General features: G+C 57.9%; 16 protein-coding genes. 3 read left to right on the top strand and 13 right to left on the bottom strand.

The window, feature by feature from the left end:
- Window positions 1–36: 36 nt before the first annotated feature.
- The 4 genes from ET33_RS04150 to ET33_RS04135 form a co-directional block, all read right to left on the bottom strand.
- Window positions 37–729 carry an HAD family hydrolase gene (locus ET33_RS04150; protein WP_036676875.1) on the bottom strand — a complete coding sequence of 231 codons (693 nt, stop codon included), beginning with the start codon at window positions 727–729 and terminating at the stop codon, window positions 37–39.
- 36 nt (window positions 730–765) lie between these two features.
- On the bottom strand, window positions 766–2511 hold the full coding sequence (locus ET33_RS04145) for a CocE/NonD family hydrolase (RefSeq protein ID WP_081890198.1): 1746 nt from the start codon (window positions 2509–2511) through the stop codon (window positions 766–768).
- Window positions 2508–3506: a P1 family peptidase gene (locus ET33_RS04140; RefSeq protein ID WP_036676872.1), complete on the bottom strand. Its 999-nt coding sequence runs from the start codon at window positions 3504–3506 to the stop codon at window positions 2508–2510. Before ET33_RS04140 ends, ET33_RS04145 begins: the two co-directional genes overlap by 4 nt.
- 135 nt (window positions 3507–3641) lie before the next feature.
- Entirely contained in the window at window positions 3642–3893 is a 252-nt protein-coding gene (locus ET33_RS04135) for a hypothetical protein (protein WP_036676871.1), read from the bottom strand.
- 28 nt (window positions 3894–3921) lie between these two features.
- Here ET33_RS04135 and ET33_RS04130 point away from each other — a divergent pair, with 28 nt between their 5' ends.
- Together ET33_RS04130 and ET33_RS04125 are read left to right on the top strand one after the other, a co-directional pair.
- On the top strand, window positions 3922–5223 hold the full coding sequence (locus ET33_RS04130) for a hypothetical protein (protein ID WP_051775099.1): 1302 nt from the start codon (window positions 3922–3924) through the stop codon (window positions 5221–5223).
- A 201-nt stretch (window positions 5224–5424) separates the two neighbouring features.
- On the top strand, window positions 5425–5982 hold the full coding sequence (locus ET33_RS04125; RefSeq protein WP_081890197.1) for a PadR family transcriptional regulator: 558 nt from the start codon (window positions 5425–5427) through the stop codon (window positions 5980–5982).
- Window positions 5983–6165: 183 nt separating this feature from the next.
- On the opposite strand, the gene ET33_RS04120 is transcribed toward ET33_RS04125, so the two are convergent.
- Entirely contained in the window at window positions 6166–7440 is a 1275-nt protein-coding gene (locus ET33_RS04120) for an MFS transporter (protein ID WP_327204051.1), read from the bottom strand.
- A gap of 164 nt (window positions 7441–7604) precedes the next feature.
- On the opposite strand from ET33_RS04120, the gene ET33_RS04115 reads away from it, so the two are divergent.
- Window positions 7605–8516 (top strand): LysR family transcriptional regulator, encoded by a 912-nt coding sequence (locus tag ET33_RS04115; RefSeq protein ID WP_036676867.1) that lies wholly within the window; start codon window positions 7605–7607, stop codon window positions 8514–8516.
- A gap of 77 nt (window positions 8517–8593) precedes the next feature.
- Here the strand turns inward: ET33_RS04115 and ET33_RS04110 are convergent, their stop codons facing one another.
- From ET33_RS04110 to ET33_RS04080, 8 genes are all read right to left on the bottom strand, one after another.
- A complete protein-coding gene (locus tag ET33_RS04110; protein ID WP_051775098.1) occupies window positions 8594–10162 on the bottom strand; it encodes an amino acid permease in 1569 nt (522 codons plus the stop codon).
- 68 nt (window positions 10163–10230) lie between these two features.
- On the bottom strand, window positions 10231–10359 hold the full coding sequence (locus ET33_RS40220) for a hypothetical protein (RefSeq protein WP_010499887.1): 129 nt from the start codon (window positions 10357–10359) through the stop codon (window positions 10231–10233).
- Window positions 10360–10460: 101 nt separating this feature from the next.
- The gene (gene eutC / locus ET33_RS04105) at window positions 10461–11438 is read right to left on the bottom strand and encodes an ethanolamine ammonia-lyase subunit EutC (protein ID WP_036676864.1); all 978 of its coding nucleotides are present in this window, start codon (window positions 11436–11438) and stop codon (window positions 10461–10463) included.
- A gap of 36 nt (window positions 11439–11474) precedes the next feature.
- Window positions 11475–12836 carry an ethanolamine ammonia-lyase subunit EutB gene (locus tag ET33_RS04100; RefSeq protein ID WP_036676862.1) on the bottom strand — a complete coding sequence of 454 codons (1362 nt, stop codon included), beginning with the start codon at window positions 12834–12836 and terminating at the stop codon, window positions 11475–11477.
- Window positions 12833–14311, bottom strand: coding sequence for an ethanolamine ammonia-lyase reactivating factor EutA (locus ET33_RS04095; RefSeq protein WP_036676858.1), 1479 nt, complete (start codon window positions 14309–14311; stop codon window positions 12833–12835). Before ET33_RS04095 ends, ET33_RS04100 begins: the two co-directional genes overlap by 4 nt.
- Window positions 14312–14330: 19 nt before the next feature.
- On the bottom strand, window positions 14331–14924 hold the full coding sequence (locus ET33_RS04090; RefSeq protein WP_036676856.1) for an ANTAR domain-containing response regulator: 594 nt from the start codon (window positions 14922–14924) through the stop codon (window positions 14331–14333).
- 53 nt (window positions 14925–14977) lie between these two features.
- Window positions 14978–16420 carry a sensor histidine kinase gene (locus tag ET33_RS04085; protein ID WP_036676854.1) on the bottom strand — a complete coding sequence of 481 codons (1443 nt, stop codon included), beginning with the start codon at window positions 16418–16420 and terminating at the stop codon, window positions 14978–14980.
- Window positions 16421–16575: 155 nt separating this feature from the next.
- Window positions 16576–17016, bottom strand: a complete 441-nt coding sequence (locus tag ET33_RS04080; RefSeq protein ID WP_036676851.1) for a EutP/PduV family microcompartment system protein — start codon at window positions 17014–17016, stop codon at window positions 16576–16578.
- Between the last annotated feature and the right edge of the window lies 1 nt (window position 17017).

Below are 17017 nucleotides of genomic sequence, written 5' to 3'. Positions count from 1 at the left end.
CTTGCCTCATTTTGATGATCCGCCACTCCGGCCTTTTTACCCATGCACGATATCCGGTACCACTTCGATGGAAGCGATCGTCGGCTCGTGGGCAAACTCCTCGATCCCGAGCCGGCCGAACCGGTTGATGAGCACCGCTTCCATGCCGACCCGGGAGCTGCCGACGACATCGTCGTAATAGTTGTCCCCAACGTACAAACAATCGTTAGGTGAGACGTCCGCCGTCTTCAGGGCGTGCAGGAAAATTTCTTTACCCGGCTTCTCCGAGCCGACCTCGGACGATATGACGATGTGGTCGAAATAGCCGATCAGCCCGTTGTCCTCCAGCACGTGCCGTGCGGTCGCGTCCCAATTGCTGATGAGCCCTACGCCGACGGCATGCTTTTTGAGCCGGTCCAGCACCGTGCTTGTATAAGGGAACGACAGCCATTTCCGCTGCGACAAGCTCTGAATTTCGCGCATTCGCCCGCACTGCCTATGCAGGTCGAAGTGAAAGCCGAGCCGGTAGTTCACGATACCCAAATACCAAGGAAAAAACGTCTGCGCTTCTTTGCCCAGCGCCCCCGGATATTCCCGCATGAACAGCTTGTCGGTCAAGTGATACGCCCGCTCCACCTCTTTTAACGGAACGTCCGCCCCCTGCTCCTGCACAAACTGCCGATAGACCTCCTCCCTTTGCTGATAAACGAGCGTATAGCCCAGATCGAACCAAACGAACGATTTGCCCATGCGTTCCTCCCGATGATGTATAAAGCTCTTCTACATTTATTCCGTTTCTTGTGCCGCCCAGACGATCGGCAGCAGCACGTGCGAAGGATGCAGCCGGTCGTGATAGATCGTTTGCGTCGCGGTCGCGAAATCCACCTCCGTCGCTTCCCCCGGCGTCATAAACCGGTTCGGATTCCGATCGAATGTCGGGAACAGCGAGCTGGTCACGTCCACGCGGATCGCATGACGCTTCTTGAACACGATCGCCGTCGGACCAAGCGGAATTTCGTAGCGGACGATTTCTCCCGGCGTTACCGGCTGCGGATGCTCCAGCGAATGGCGGAAGCTGGCTCGCACGATTCCCTCCACCACGTTGTACGCCCGGCCGTCCGGGTGAACGTCGACCAGCTTCACGACAAAATCGGTGTCCTCCGCCGTCGTCGCCGCATATAGGACGGCCGTTATGTTTCCTTCGATAGCAACCTCTTCCTCAAGCGCCTCCGACGTATAGACCAGGACGTCGTTGCGCACCTCGATGGGCAGCTGGTTTTTCGGCCCCATCGGGGTCAGTTCCGGTACGGCGCCCGACCGCCCTCCGAGCGCAGGCACCGGAATCGACGGATGGTAGACGAACGTGTCCGGATGCTCGGCTTCGGGCGGCTCTGCGCTTAACGCGCCGTCGCCGCTCATCGAGTTGGCCCGGCTTGCGCTGCGCAAATAAAAGGGCGTTTCCGCCGCAGGCTGCGGCGGCCACTGCTCCGCCTGCTTCCAGCGGTTGTCACCCATAACGAAATATTGAACCGGAGCAACGCCGCTCCATTGCGAAGCGTCTCCCTTCAGCCAACGGCCGAACCATTCGAGCTGCAGCCGGTCGATCCAGTTGGCCGCCTCCGGCCCGAAATCAAGCTCTCCCACGAACCTCGACCACGGCATATGGTACCAAGGCTCGACGACCAGGTACTGGTTGTCCCGCGCCTGAGCCGTCGCTCCCTGCGCCCGCACGCCGTTAAAATTTTCAATCGTGCCGTCGACGAACAGATCGTACCAGCCGCCGACATGCAGTGCAGGCACTTCAATCGCGCCGTACCGTTCTCGCAGCGAGTGGGCCGTCCAATACGGGCCGCGGACGGGATGCTCCAGCCATTCCCGGTAATAAGGCGCCAGCTCCTCCCGGATCGCCGCCGTCCGCTTCAGCGGCAAGGAACGGTACACGCCGTGGATGCCGGCCAGACTTGCCGCGAGCTCGGCGGCCCAATCGGTCCGGCCCTTCCGCAGCGCGGTGTCCTGTGCGACGAACAGCACCCACGACTGGATGCTGGCCAAGGCGAACGCGCCGCTGCGGTACGTTTTTCCTTGATACGAATCGGACCCGATCATCGCGGGCGCAATACAGGTCAAATGCGGAGGCCGGCTGGCCGCCGCCAGCCACTGCACGGCGGCGACGTACGAGAAGCCGTACATCCCGACCTTCGGGATCGCATAGGGCAGCCCGGCCGCCCATTCGATGGTGTCGTATCCGTCTTCCGCTTCCGTCCGGTAAGGCTGAAATTCGCCTTCCGACTCCCACCGCCCGCGGGTGTCCTGCACGATCACGACATAGCCGTACTGAGCGTACCAAGACGGATGCGCGTAATTCATCGTCTGCGCGTCGGCCTTATTGTACGGGGTCCGCATCAGCAGCACGGGATACCGCTCCGATGAATCCGGCCGGTAAATGTCGGCGTACAGCATCACGCCGTCGCGCATCGGGACGGGAACCTGTTTTTCCGCGATGATTTTGTCTATTGGTATCCGATTCGTCATGGCTTAATTCCGTCTCCCTGTCGTACGTTTTTGAGATCGCGGTGTGACAGCAAGCCGCCTCCGCCCTCCGCCAACCGGACGGCACGTGCGATCGCTTCCGCAACCACCTGCGCCGACATCGCCCCGACGACGTCGACCGAAGTGTCTACCCCCCCGGTTGAAGCCGCGAATACGGCATCGCCGTCGTACATCGTATGTACCGGATAGATCGTGCGGGCAAAGCCGTCGTGCGTCATCTCGGCCACCTTCTTCAGCTCTGCTTTCGTCAGGTTGGCGTTGCTTGCGACGACGGCCAGCGTCGTGTTAGTACCCTTTGGCACCTCTGTGAACGAGAAGGGCTTGCGGATAAGCAGCTCGTGGCTATCCTCCAGACGGCCGTCCGCATTCAGCGGACCCGCCAGTACTTCGCGGGTTGCGGGATCCCGCACTTCGCCAAGCGCATTTACGGCGACGACGGCCCCGATCACCAGCCCGCCGGGCAGCCGGACGGAGGCCGAGCCGAGCCCGGACTTCATCGCTTTGGCGAACCCGCCGATCTTCCCGACCGAAGCGCCGCAGCCTGCGCCGACATTACCCTCCTGCACCGGAGCGTCCGTAGCGCGGCTCGCCGCCGCATAGCCCATCGCTTTGTCGGGCCGGACTTTCGGATCGCCGACGGACAAATCGAACAGCACGGCGGCCGGTACGATCGGCACGATGCCGTAACCGACGTCAGCGCCGATGCCCCGCTCCTCCAAATAGACGGCTACGCCTGTCGCCGCATCCAAGCCGAAGCCGGAGCCTCCGCTAAGACAGATCGCGTGCACGCGGTCCACCAGGCAGGTCGGGTCCAGCAAATCGGTCTCCCGCGTACCGGGCGCCGAGCCGCGCACATCGACACTGCACAGCGCCCCCTTCTCCCATACAATGGCCGTACAGCCCGTCCATGCCCGGGGATCATGCGCATGTCCCACCTTCGTGCCGGGTACATCCACAAGCGAACCCGCCGTTGTCATCCCATCGCCTCCAAGACATCTCGAGAACAAAAAAAGCACAAAAAAAAGATGCAGCTCGCCCCAAGGCGCAAACTACATCTCCGGTTGTCCGGTCGCTTTTTAAATTCCAATCGATTTAGTCGGTTATTTTGAAATTCATACTAGCACAGCTCTCAACTTCCGGTCAATATCCTTTTGACCGCCCCAGTCTGTAAACGGGCTCAGCAAATTCGGCATTGACAACGAAAACAAGCCCGGCTTATGATACATATGATTCATATTCCTAGTATTTCCATCGAAATTATTAATCATCGACCAGTCCACTGGAGAGACATGATTGTGCCATGCCTTCGAAGCTTGTTTCACTTCGGCGCTTGGTGCCTTGATGTCTTTTTTTAATGAGCTCATTTATTTCATCTGCTGCGGAGGGATTAGCATGTCACTGGACAACATCGAAATCGACGAGCAATGGTTAAAGGAAATCGCCGAGTTTCCCTTGGTGGAGGCGCTGTTCGGCCGCCGTTCCCGGCGTTTTTTCCGGGGAGCGGAAATTCCGGACGGAACGCTCGCTTATAAATCCAAGCACGAGCCGCTGCCGCTCGACAATCTTGAGAAGCTGCTCATTTTGCTTGCGGTCGGAGGCGTCACCGGGTGGCACCATTCCGTTACCCGGCACGACCGGTATAAACCGCATTTGTCCAATTATTCCGGATCGGCTTCGGGAAGGACGTTTCCTTCGGCCGCCGGCTTCCATACGTCGGAAATCTTTTTCACGGACGATACGGGAACGTATATTTTCCAGACGAGAGACGCCAAACCGGAAGCGGAGCGTGGCGAAGACAGCCGACACAGCATCGTCGAACTCATCGACAAGTACAAAAAGCGCATCCGCAAAATTTCGGACAAGCGGCTGCACATTCCGAACTACGAGCCCTACATGGAGGGGCACAATTCCTGGGTCGCCAATCGGCCCGGCACGTTCCTTGCGTTTCCCGTCGGCGATCTGGCGCAGCATACGATTGCCAACCTGTGCTTCTACGTGCAGAACGGGCTGAGCATCTACGACGACGTGAACAACCGGAAAATCCCGGGACTCGAGCAATTCGCCGACATCATCGACGTGGAAAATCCGCTGCCGCTGACGTTTCTCGACCAATATTCGCTGGCCGAGTTGTCGGCTGAATTATCCACGGCCACCTACGCGGGCATGCTGATGCAGCAGGCGCTCGGGCTCGGAGGCTGGATGTTCGACGGCATCGATCGGCTGACGGTGCTGGGCGCAAGCGGGGACCCGGAGGTGCCCGGGCTCGGCTTCCGGTACGATACGGACGAGCGCTGGCCGCTGCCGAATCCGACCGGGCTCGAAGGCGTATTCATCTCGTACACGCCGCCGCACTTCAAAGACATGCGCGCCGCCGTTGACGCGTTCTGCGAGCGCAAGTTCGGCCCGAACGGCCCGTTCCATCCGGACACGCCGGGACCGTGGAAGGCCCCGCGCAACGTAAGAAGCAGCGCGCAGGTGCACGATGAGCAGTTCCGCGCCGCCGTGGCGCATATCGCGCAGTATGTGTACGACACGTTCGGCAAATTCCCGGCCACCGTGCCGTCGGTGTACTCGCTGATGTATTTGCAGACGCATCATCTCGATTTGGACTATTACGACAAGTTTTTCGGGCCGCACTCGTATTTGCGCACCCATGCTGAGCATCTGGAGAAGCGGCACGGCATCAAACGATAAAGATCCGCCAAAACAAAAGCTGCCCCCTCCTGTGCGCCAAACGAGCTCTTTGAGGGGGCGGCTCTTGTGCCTAAAAATGATTGTCCATGAACATGTTGCTTTCAATAGATTTGCATCTGGGAAAATTTTGCAATAACAATCATTTTGCCTTATGATCAATAAGTGTAATTCGATCATATCCATTCGGGAGGGACACAGATCATGTCGTCAACCCGTCTGCTTATTTTGGGCGTTCTGCTCAAACGTCAACCGATTCACGGATACGATGTGCGTAAGGAGCTGGAAATTTGGCATGCCGGCAAGTGGGCGAACATCGCTTACGGGTCCATCTATTTTGCGCTGAATAAAATGGCTTCCGAAGGACTTGCGGAAACGGCCTCTTCGGAGAAAATCATCGAAAATAAAAAAGGGCCTGCCCGAATCGCTTACCAAGTAACCGAGAAGGGAAGGCAGGAATTCGAGCGGATGCTGGACAAGGCCATATGGGAATACAAGCCGGAGTTCGATTCGTTCCACATCGCGCTGATGTTCATGAACCGCTTTTCGAAGGATCATCTGCTCGGCGCCTTCCGTCATCGAATCAACCTGCTCCGCGCTGATATCGAGAGCTTTAAAGCCACCGCCGATTTCAACCTTTTTCCCGCCAATTCTCCGCATTATTTAAGCGAAAATTTACGACTCTTCTCGGCGCGGCTGGAAGCCGAGCTGCGGTGGATCGAAGGCATGGTCGGCAAAATCGAGCAAGGCTTGCTATTCTGAACCGAACTTATTTTTGCTCATTTGTACAATATTGCATAATCCGTTGTATTGTCTATCGAAACGATCGAAAAGAAACGGACGCGATGCCGAATCTTTTTCATCCGCAGCAAATGCAGGACGCCGGATAGCTCCCCGCCTCCGGCGTCCTGCAAAACCTGCGTTTACGCCGAACCTGTTCCATCGTCAGCTGGCCGCGGCGATTTTCCGCCGGCTGGCGGCTTGAATCCTGACGGACATCAAAGCCGCGATGAAGCAAGTCACTCCTGCCAACATAAACGGCAGCGTATAGCTGCCCAGCCAATCGCGCAAAACTCCCGCCGAATAGGCCGCTGTCGACGCGCCGATCTGGTGGGCGACCACAACCCAGCCGAAAATCATGCCCGCGCGCTCTTTGCCAAAAGCATCTGTCGTGAGCTTCACCGTCGGCGGGACAGTCGCGATCCAATCGAGGCCGTAAAACACGGCGAACACAAGCAGATGCGTCGGACCTAGCCCCAGCGCCTGCGGCAAGTAAATAAGCGAAAGGCCCCGCAGCGCGTAATACCAGAACAGCAGCCACCGGTTGTCGAAACGGTCGGAGAGCCAGCCCGACAGCGTGGTGCCCACCAGATCAAAAACGCCCATCAGCGCGAGCAGTCCGGCCCCGGTCACCATCGAGATGTCGAAATCGCCACAGGCTGGGATCAGGTGCGTCCCGATCAAGCCGTTCGTCGTGAAGCCGCAAAAAAAGAACGTGCCCGCCAGCAGCCAGAAGGTTAAGCTCCGGGAAGCCAAACGAAGCGAGATCAGCGGCTCCAGAAACAAGTTTCCACGAAACGAACTCGGCTTCACCAATTGTTCCTCGCCGTAAGGCGCGGCGCCCACCTCATACGGATGATTCCGCATCCAGATGACGACAACCGGCAGCAATATCAAGAGGGCGGCCACTGCCGCATAAGCGGAATACCGCCAGCCGAGCTCTTCCGTAATTTTGGCAAGCAAGGGCAGGAACAGCAGCTGTCCCGTAGCCGCGCTTGCGGTAAGCATCCCCACGACCAGCCCTTTTCGTTTGACAAACCACCGATTGGCTACCGTTACGCCAAGCACGTTAGCTAGGGTACCCGTTCCGATGCCCGCCACGATGCCCCATACAAGCTCAAACTGCCACAAGGAAGTCATGAAAGGGGTCAATGACAGGCTCGCGGCCAGCAGCAGCAGCGAGATCGCCATCGTCCGGCGAACCCCCAGCTTTTCCATCCATGCCGCCGCAAAAGGTCCGATCAAGCCGTACAAGAGAATATTGGTCGCCACGACCGTCGATATATCGGAGCGGCTCCAGCCAAACTCTTCTTGAAAAGGCAGCATAAAAAGGCTCGGCACGGAGCGGATTCCCGCCGATACTAGCAAGGTCACGAACACGATTAGTACGACGACCCACCCATAATACATTTTGGATGGTTCCGATCCGCTTTTCATCATCATCCACCCTCCTTGTCAACAAAATGCGTTCTACCGTTACCCCCTTTGCAGGGTATTATTACGATACGACAATTCGCAGCATCGGTAAAATTGAAATTATCGAACCAATCCATTGATTTTTATGATAGTATGGAACCAGACCTAACCGTAAGGCTGGTGTAATCATGGAAATACGTCATTTTATCACATTCAAAAAAATTATCGAATGCGGCAGCTTCACCCATGCAGCCGAGCAATTGGGATACACCCAATCCACCGTCACCTCGCACATTCAAGCGCTGGAAACCCATTTGGGCGCCCCTTTATTCGACCGGCTGGGACGAAAAATCCACTTGACGGAAACCGGCAGCCGCCTTTTGCAGTATTCGCAGGAAATGTTGAAAACGTATGAGAAAATCGAAAATATGGCTAACGAAACGGGAGATCTGAAAGGTGAGCTGCGGATTGCCGCTCCGGAATCGCTGACCGTCTATCGCCTGGAGCCGGTTTTAAGAGAGTACCGAAAACGATTCCCTCACGTCAGCATCAAGCTGAGCAACGCGACATGCGGAGCCAACAAAAGAGCGCTGCTGAGCGGGGATGCGGATGTCGCCTTTCTCATCGTTCCGGAGCTTCAGGAGAGCGATCTGGTCGTGCATCCGTTAGCGGAAGAGCCGATTGTCGTCATCGGAAGTCCCGATCATCCGATCACCGCCTTGGACAGCCGTTATCACAACCGGACGCTGGAGGAATGCCTCATTGCCAACGAGAGGGATTGCAGCTACCGGACGATGTTTGAAGAGTATTTGCGAGACAGGCACATTACCCCCTCACACATTATGGAGCTCTGGAGCATCGAAGCGATGAAACGCTGCGTCGCCAGCGGCTTAGGCTTCGCCTGCCTGCCCTTGCTGGCCGTAATGGAAGAGCTGCGCGATCATAAACTCAGGCTCATTCCGTTCGAAGGAAGCTTCAGAAAGGTGTTCTCACAAATGATTTATCACAAAAACAAATGGCTCTCCCCGGCTTTGACCGCGTTTATCGAAATCACACTGAGACATGCGAAGGATTGGTCCTACGAAGAGTATGCAGGTTAATAGCGTGCGCGCAAGCTCAAAAGCCTCATACCGGTAATAGCGCCGGGCATGAGGCTTTTTGGGCATCTTATGTTATATCAAGCTTTGTGCGAAAATCCTGAGCCGGTGCCGGGGCTTCCCGCTTGCTCCAATTCCCGTTCGCGGCGCAAAATGTCTTCCATCGACGTATTCAGCGCAGCCAGCGGACCGGGGAAATGATTTTTGTAATAGGCCACATCCATGATCACGAGCAGGAGGAGCATGGCGGCGAGCGCATAGCCGGCCGTTTCGTTAGGCGGAATCACCATCACGATGCAGATGAAGACGATCCAGATCAAGGCCACCACGGACACGAAATCGCTGTATTTGCCGAGGTTCCACGGGCCGAGATGCTTTTCCTGAAACCGTCCTAGCGCCTTCGCCCGGAGCTTGAGCCAAATCGGGATGCCGTAGGCCACGTATAAGCCGACGACGCTAACGGCAGTCAGAAACGCGATCGTCGTATAGGCCGCGTCTGGGTTAACCGTCTTGATAATATAATCGACGAATGCCAGCAGGAACGAAAGAATAATCGCAAGCCAGATCGCTTTGGCCGGCGTGCGGAATTTTTTGGAGATTTGCGCCCATTGGCCGCTGAACGGCATACCTTTGTCGCGCGAGAAGGCGTACATCATCCGGGAAAACGAAGTAATGGAGGACAAGCCGCAAAACCACATCGCGGCGGTAACGAGCCACAGCACGACGGAACCGAACGTACCGCCTAACGCCTGGCTGATTACATAAATAAACGCGTTCTCGGAGCCGGCAGCGGCGGCGGCATCCTTGATCGAGAGCGTGACGAAGGCGAGCATCAGGAATCCGATGGCAAACGAATACGCAACCGAGGTGAAGATGCCCCAAGGCGCGCGGACGCGGGGATTGATCGTCTCTTCGATCGTATGGGCGGAGGCGTCGTAGCCCGTGAAGGTCCACTGTGCTTGCAGCAGCCCGATCAGAAAAGCGAACAGGTAAGGCTTGTCGGAGAACGTCTCGCCCACTTTGAACAAATAATCGACGCTGTTCAAACCGTTTTTTGTAAAGAAAGCCAGGGAGACGACAAGTACTGCGACGATGATAATGTGGTACCAGGCGGAAAAATCATTGAGCTTGGCGACGATGCGGATACCGATGTGATTGAGAATACCGTGGGTAAGCAAAATGACCGTGAAGGCGATGAGGACGGTCGTATTGTTGGAGGTGTAGCCGAACACGCCGCCAAGCAGCGGATCGGCGAAGAGCGCGACGGAGTAGTCGATCCCGGCAACGATGCCGATCTGACCGATCAGATTGATCCACGCCGTGTACCAGCCCCAGCGCTTGTTTTTGAGGATGGCCGCCCAGTGGTACAGCGCCCCGGCCGTCGGAATTGCGGAAGCGAGCTCCGCCATAGCCGCAGCTACGAACATGACGAACAGCGCAACGATTGGCCAGCCGAAGCCCATCATGCCCGGCCCGCCGTACGTTAAGCCGTGACCGTATAAAGATACCGCGCCGGTCAAGATGGAGATGATCGAGAACGAAATCGCAAAGTTGGAAAAACCGCCCATACTGCGCAGCAGCTCCTGCGCGTAGCCGAACTTGTTCAAGTCTTGTTTGTCCTTGTCGTGATGATGGAGATGTTCGCTCATGGTTCCCAGCCTCCTTCATAAGGATAACAACAGGATGAGAGTGGAAGGTCCGGTCCGGTCCGGTCGGCTTATTTTCCGAGGAAGCTTTCATGCTCGCTTTCGTCATAGGTCCGAATGCTGTTTCCGGCAAGCCGGACAATCCACAAAGCAAACAAGCAAGTGACGGCGATCAATACGATTCCGATCGTCATAGCCATGCAGTCTCACCTCCCTCCCCGGCGCATTGGATTGGCAAGCTCTCTTTCACGGTTATGCGGGTTCGTCTGCGAACATGTCTTTTTTTGCAAGCGTTTTCCTATTAGATTTCCAACCGGACCCCGCTTGCTTGCTGTTCAATCATTTTTTTCAGGATCGTGCCGATGTGGGCTCCCGCTTCGACCGGAGGCGTGCCGCCGCGGTGAATGTTGGAGACGACGGTGCGGTCGCTTTCCACCGTTCCCTGCCGGGGACGGAAGCACATATAAGCGCTCATCGATTTCGACGACACGAGTCCGGGCCGCTCGCCGATCAAGAGCACGAGCACCTCCGGCTGCAGCAGCTCGCCGATCTGGTCCATAACGGCAACGCGTCCGCCGCGCACGAAAAACGGGGTGCCGGTTTTCAAGCCGTAGGCCTCGAGCGAATCCAGCAAGGACGGATAGACGTCGCGCAAATTGGCATCGACCGCGTTGGCGCTCAAGCCGTCCGAGACGACCACCTGCACCTGCGGCTTCATAACGCACTGCTTGCGGATCAGCTCTACGCCCTCGTCCGTCACGATCCGGCCCATGTCCGGGCGCTTCAAATAATTTTCGGTGTTCCCGTAGCGCGTCTCCACGGTAAACATGCCGAATTCGTCGAGCACCGCCTGATTAGCCTCACCGTAAATGGAATCGACGGCGGCGGCGTGATCGCAGCGGAATTTGAGCATTTCCCGGGTCAGCGGCCGCGTTCCCGCCCGCCATACGCCAATCCGCGCGGGCGTGTTGGCCAGCAGCTCGTTCATGCCCTCGGCCCACTTCGGATTCGGGACATTATGCGCTGCCTCTTCACCGAAGCCGAGGATACTGGGCTCCTCCGCATGGGACCCGGCGTCCATCGCAGAAGATTGGCGTGTATGCTCCTGGCTTCCGCCCCCCGTGCTTGAGGCCGTGCTTTGCTTTGAATCGCCTGCGCCCGCTGTGCCTTTAGGAGTTGACGGCTCTTTTTCGCCTGACAAGCCGTTCGCATTCGCTCCAAGCTTCTTCTCCAGCTCCGCCATCACTTGCTCGACGAGCCGGTCCAATGAAATGGTCATCGCTTCTCTCCTCCTCTCGCAGCGCTGTACGAATGATTACATAAACAATGTCGGGTCCCCAGCCAGCGGGGTCAGGCGGCCGTTTTCCATAATGCCCATCTTGACCAACCAGCGCTCGAATTCCGGCGCGGGGCGGCGCCCCATCATTTCCCGCAGCGTGGCGATATCGTGAAAGCTCGTGGACTGGTAATTCAGCATGCAGTCGTCCGCCATCGCCACGCCGATGACGAAGTTGACGCCGGCGGAGGTCAGCAGCACGGACAAATTGTCCATATCGTTCTGGTCCGCTTTCATATGGTTCGTGTAGCAGACGTCCACGCCCATCGGCAGCTGCTGCAGCTTGCCCATGAAATGATCTTCCAGTCCGGCGCGGATAACCTGCTTCGAATCGTACAAATATTCCGGCCCGATGAAGCCGACAACCGTGTTGACCATGAACGGGTTATATTTCCTGGCAAGCGCGTAGCACCGCGATTCGAGCGTCACCTGGTCGATGCCGTAATGCGCCTCGGCGGACAGCTCGGAGCCCTGCCCCGTCTCGAAATACCACAGATTCGGCCCGGTTCCCGTCCCGTCGCGCCGGATCAGGTCGTCCGCCTCGTCGAGCAGGGCGACATCGATGCCGAACGCTTTGTTGCCGGCTTCGGTGCCCGCCAAGCTTTGGAACACCATATCGGCGGGAGCGCCCTGCCGGATCGCCCGCATCTGCGTTTTCACATGCGCGAGCACGCAGTTTTGGGTCGGAATCTGCCACTTGGTCATCACTTCTTTGGTCGCGTTCAACAGCTCCTTCACGCTATCCGCCGAATCGATGACGGGATTGATGCCAAGGACGGCATCCCCGATTCCGTAGCTTAGCGCTTCGAACAAAGACGCTTTCATGCCTTGGATGTTATCCGTCGGGTGATTCGGCTGGGCCCGACCCGCGAGCACGCCCTTCTGCCCGATCGTAATGTTGCAGTGGGTCGTCACTTCCATCTTGGACGCCGCCTGCATCAAATCGAGGTTGCTCATCAGCTTGGCGGCGGCCGCTACCATTTCGCTGGTAAGCCCCCGGCTGATGCGGCGTATTTCGGAATTGCCCGTCTCGTGCCGCAGCAGCGTTTCGCGCAGCTCGGCTACGGTCCAGTTGTGGATTTCCGCGTAGATTTTCTCGTTGACGCCTTCCTCGATGATTCGTGATACTTCATCGGTTTCCGGCGGCAGCAGCGGATGGTTGCGAATGTCGGCCAACGTCAGCTCGGACAGCACCAGCTTGGCCGCCATCCGTTCCTTAGCATCCTCGGCCGCAATCCCGGCAAGCTGATCTCCGGATTTTTCTTCGTTAGCCTTGGCCATCACGTCTTTTAAATCGCGAAATTGAAATGTTTTGCCGAGTAAAGCGGTTTTCAGCTTCAATGTCGGTCCCCCTCTCTGCCATGAAACGCCAGCGTCTTGACGACCACGGGAATCATAATGCCCGCAATCGGTTCCCCTAAATCGATATAGTCACCGTGCTCGACCTTGATCTGATCGATGCACACAATCTTCGTCCGTTCTTTTAACCGTTTTTCGAGCGATTGGCCGAGCGCCTTGGCGATATCGGTGTCGCAAACGACGACCATCACCCGGCTGTCCGGAAAATAATCGGCGAAGCTTTCGCTCAGCCGGTCGGCCAACCGCTGCAGTGAGGCGTAGCCGCAATGTTCGAGCCCGGCCAAAGCCAGCGCAAACGGCGGCGAAGCGTCCCGCTCAAACAAGGCTGCGCCGCTCTGCATCGTCTGCCCGACGGCCGCGGCAAGCGAGGCCGGCTGTTCGAGCAGCGAAAGCGTCAGCTCCAGCTTGCACACCGGGAGGTTGCGGATCGGCAGCAGCGTAGGGTCCAGATGAACGGTAGCTCCACTGATCTCCGTGCTCTGCATGCCCGCTCCGATAACCGTCGCCCGGACGGTCTGCTCGGGCACCGCCAGCCGGATCGGATACCGCGCGGCGCATGCTTTAAGCGTATGCGCCAGCAGCGGTCCGATATCGCCGTGCTTGGCGGCTTCGGCCAAGCTCTGCGGCTTCGCTTCCTCCATCAGGCGTCCGATACCGCCGGATACCGTCCATTCTTCGATCGGCTGCACTTGCGGCAGCGGAGCACCCAGCGTCAGCTTGCGAACCGCATCGCGCTCTTCGGGAGCCGTCATGCCCGCCAAATCGTCGAGCATGGCGAGGCTCATCGCCCGGCACAGGTCCTCAAGTAGCGCGTAGCTGACGGTATGCCCCGGCTCCAGCCGGTATCCGGCAGCCTCCAGCCATGGGCGGATCGACGGCGAGACACTCGTCACCGTCCCCCCGGCGTTCAGCTCGATTAGGCGTCCGCCGATATGATACGTCACCGTGCCGACCGCTTTTCCTCGGTAAAACACAGCCGCATTGGCCGTCCCTCCGCCGATATCGATATTGGCGACGGCGCCGCGCACCTCCAGCGAGCGGCGATCCGCTCCGGCGCCTTTGCCGGCCAGCAGTCCTTCGAGGTCGGCTCCGGCCGTCGCGACGACGAAATCCCCGGACCGCTCGGCCAGCAGGTGCACGATCCGGCGCGCGTTCGCTTTCGTCGCCGTCTCGCCGGTGATGATCACCGCGCCCGATTTCAACTCTTCCGGCCGGACGCCTGCCTGCTCGTACTCTTCGGTCAGAATGACCCAGATCCGCTCCGCATCCACCTCGTCTTCGCCGAGCAGCGGCGTGCTGTGGATCGGGCTCGCGTAGATCAATTCCCGCTGCGCGATATCAAAGCGGGGAAGACTGAGCGCGCCTGACGTCCGCACCAGCTTCAGACGGCTGACGATCATTTTGGTCGTGCTCGTGCCGATATCGATGCCTACGCTGGTAATCCATTGTGGCTCCATGCGTCCGCTCACCGCTCTTTCAAGGACCGAACCAGCGCTGCGGTCCGTCCTTCAATATTCCATCCGCCAGCTTGATCAGCGGCATGCTTTCCGCCATTGAGGCGGCGCGCATTTTCCGGTACGCTTCTTCTTCATCCAGCGCGAAGGTTTTCATGACGATCCCTTTCGCTTTTTCGATCCGTTTCCGCTCCTCGATCGACTGCTTGAGCTGCTCCAGGTCTTTTTTGAGCGAGTCGATCCTTTCCTTCTGACTGAGCGCAATTTCGACCGCCGGGATCAAATCCTCCTCCGATACCGGTTTGACCAAATAAGCGGCAACCCCCGCACTGCGAGCGTCCTGCACCAGCTCTTTCTGGCTGTACGCCGTCAGCAGCAGGACGGATGTTTCCGTGTCATGCAGACTGCGAATGATGCGGGACGCTTTGATGCCGTTCATCACCGGCATTTTCACATCCATAATGACCAGGTCGGGCTTGAGCGCGGCGACGAGCTCGATCGCTTCCTCGCCGTTCTTCGCTTCCCCTGCCACCGCATAGCCTTCTTCCTCCAGCATTTCACGGATATCCATTCGAATGATCGGGTCGTCATCCACGACGACGATCGAGTTCTTCATCCTGACACCTCCTCATAAGTCCGACGAATATGACGCCGCTTGATCAGCGACGTTTAGATCGGTTTCGGCTCGGCCGGGAAAAGCGGGAACGTAATCGTAACCTGTGTGCCTTCCCCGGTGGAAGCCATCTGCAGGAGGCCTCCGAGATTTTCGCGCACGAGCGTTTCCGTTATTTTCAACCCGAGATGGCCTTTGCGGGCGGTATCGCCCGCTACGGGCAGCCCGATGCCGTTATCCGCTACCTCCATGCGGACGATTTGACCGCTGCAATACAGCGAGATCCGAATGTCTCCCTGCTCGCGGTCGATGAACGCATGCGTCACGCAATTTTGCACGAGCTCGTTGGAGACGAGCGCCAGCGTGGTGGCCATGTCGGACGGCAGCGTCAGGGTATCCCCCGAAATGGAGATGCGTATCGCTTGATCCGGTTTGGCCGTGGAGGAGACGACATTTTTAGCGATGCGATCCAGCACGTCGTTGAATTGGATCGTTTCCAGCCCGTCGTAGGCCAGCATCTCGTGGATGACGGCGATGCTGTTGATGCGGTTGATGCTGTCGCGGTATATTTTCTCGACCTCGTCCAGCTTCGTGCGGCGCATTTGCAGCCGGAGCAGGCTGGAGACGGTCTGCAGATTGTTTTTGACCCTGTGGTGAATCTCCTTGATGACAGCCGATTTAATGACGAGCTGCTTCTCTTTTTCCTTCAAGTCCGAAATATCCCGGATCAGCATCAGCCCAAGGGCTCCCTGCTGCTGCCGGTTAATCGAGACGGTTTTCAGCTCTAACGCGACATGCCCGATCACAAGCTCCTGACGGACGATTCCGGTCGGCGCGAGCAATGAAGCGCGATCAAGCTTGCCGTAAAACAGCTCGACCAGACTTGAGCCTTCCGGCACGCCGCTGTGCCCGATCTCCTGCAGCATTTCCCGGGCTCGCGGGTTCGTATAGGTGATATGCGCCTGCCCGTCGAACAGCACGATGCCCTCATGCATGAGCGATTGGACGCTGCTTTCCGATAAAGCGACCGCAAGCAGTGTTTCGCTGAGCTGCTCCGTCGTTTCGCGCAGCCGCTCCACGTTTTTTTCCTGCTCGACAATCTCCGAAATGTCCTGCTCCATGATCAGCACGCCGATCACGCGGCCGTTTTTGGCCCGGATCGGGACGACATTTTGCCGCATGGCGATCTGCTCCTGAGATATCCCGCGGGAACCGATGACCGGCTGGCCGGACAGCAGGCAAAACATGACGGCCGGCTCGTTGTGCGCATAAGCGTGCATGCCGACCACCGACGAGCGGTAGAGCGACGGAGCCGTCGTCGGCTGGGCCTCGGCAACGACGAGCGCCGTGCCTTGATCCGCAAGCGGACAGTCGATGAACACGTCCGACTGGAACACGTCGGCGAACAATTGCAAATGTCGCGATAAATCTATAATAACTTCCACTTCTTCTTCAGATAAAAGGGTGCGCTCCGCGCACAGTTCGGCAATCGATGGCATAAGCAATCCCTCACGACGTATCGATTTGTACATGCATCGATTTTATTGTCACACAAACCGCGCTGCGAAGAAAGCCCTTACACAAGTGAATTTCTTCCTCTATCCTGCGCTTCCCGGTAGGTTTCCCTTTCGTACCCATTGCTACACGCTCGAAGCTATCGGTTCACGATGCCCAGCAGCAGCTCCTTCAGCTCTGCGATGCCTTCGCCGCCGGCCGCCGACGTCAAAAGGATCTCGCCTTGAGGCAGCGATGACCGGAGCAGCGAGACTGCCCGGTCCGGATCGGCCTTCGGGTGATCGATTTTCGTAACGGCCCCGATGGCCGGAATCGGAAAGCCCCCTGCAAACCCGGGCGGAAAATAGTTCCGCTCGCGGGTCGCGTCCTGTATGAGCAAAATCGCCGCCGCTTGATGCGATGTCGCCATCAGCGAACGATAGTAGAGCGGATTCTCGCTGTATTCGCCCGGCGTATCGATCAGCCAGTCGTGGAATACGAGGCTTTGCGTTTTGACCGCCGCTGCCTGCTCGCCCATGAGCGCTTTGACCAACGTCGATTTGCCGGCGCCCACAGCGCCGATGATCATGACTTTACGCATC

Source organism: Paenibacillus tyrphae (genome assembly GCF_000722545.1).
GTDB classification, from domain to species: Bacteria; Bacillota; Bacilli; order Paenibacillales; family NBRC-103111; genus Paenibacillus_G; species Paenibacillus_G tyrfis.
This window is presented reverse-complemented; position numbering and strand designations above follow the sequence as displayed.

Bases quoted from the DNA above. Each gene is read 5' to 3' on its own strand.
- ET33_RS04085 (WP_036676854.1), bottom strand. From the start codon at position 16,420: ATGCCATCGATTGCCGAACTGTGCGCGGAGCGCACCCTTTTATCTGAA.
- ET33_RS04125 (WP_081890197.1), top strand. From the start codon at position 5,425: ATGTCGTCAACCCGTCTGCTTATTTTGGGCGTTCTGCTCAAACGTCAA.
- ET33_RS04080 (WP_036676851.1), bottom strand. From the start codon at position 17,016: ATGCGTAAAGTCATGATCATCGGCGCTGTGGGCGCCGGCAAATCGACG.
- ET33_RS04130 (WP_051775099.1), top strand. From the start codon at position 3,922: ATGTCACTGGACAACATCGAAATCGACGAGCAATGGTTAAAGGAAATC.
- ET33_RS04095 (WP_036676858.1), bottom strand. From the start codon at position 14,311: ATGGAGCCACAATGGATTACCAGCGTAGGCATCGATATCGGCACGAGC.
- ET33_RS04140 (WP_036676872.1), bottom strand. From the start codon at position 3,506: ATGACAACGGCGGGTTCGCTTGTGGATGTACCCGGCACGAAGGTGGGA.
- eutC (WP_036676864.1), bottom strand. From the start codon at position 11,438: ATGACCATTTCATTGGACCGGCTCGTCGAGCAAGTGATGGCGGAGCTG.
- ET33_RS40220 (WP_010499887.1), bottom strand. From the start codon at position 10,359: ATGGCTATGACGATCGGAATCGTATTGATCGCCGTCACTTGCTTGTTT.
- ET33_RS04110 (WP_051775098.1), bottom strand. From the start codon at position 10,162: ATGAGCGAACATCTCCATCATCACGACAAGGACAAACAAGACTTGAAC.
- ET33_RS04120 (WP_327204051.1), bottom strand. From the start codon at position 7,440: ATGATGAAAAGCGGATCGGAACCATCCAAAATGTATTATGGGTGGGTC.
- ET33_RS04090 (WP_036676856.1), bottom strand. From the start codon at position 14,924: ATGAAGAACTCGATCGTCGTCGTGGATGACGACCCGATCATTCGAATG.
- ET33_RS04150 (WP_036676875.1), bottom strand. From the start codon at position 729: ATGGGCAAATCGTTCGTTTGGTTCGATCTGGGCTATACGCTCGTTTAT.
- ET33_RS04115 (WP_036676867.1), top strand. From the start codon at position 7,605: ATGGAAATACGTCATTTTATCACATTCAAAAAAATTATCGAATGCGGC.
- ET33_RS04135 (WP_036676871.1), bottom strand. From the start codon at position 3,893: ATGAGCTCATTAAAAAAAGACATCAAGGCACCAAGCGCCGAAGTGAAA.
- ET33_RS04145 (WP_081890198.1), bottom strand. From the start codon at position 2,511: ATGACGAATCGGATACCAATAGACAAAATCATCGCGGAAAAACAGGTT.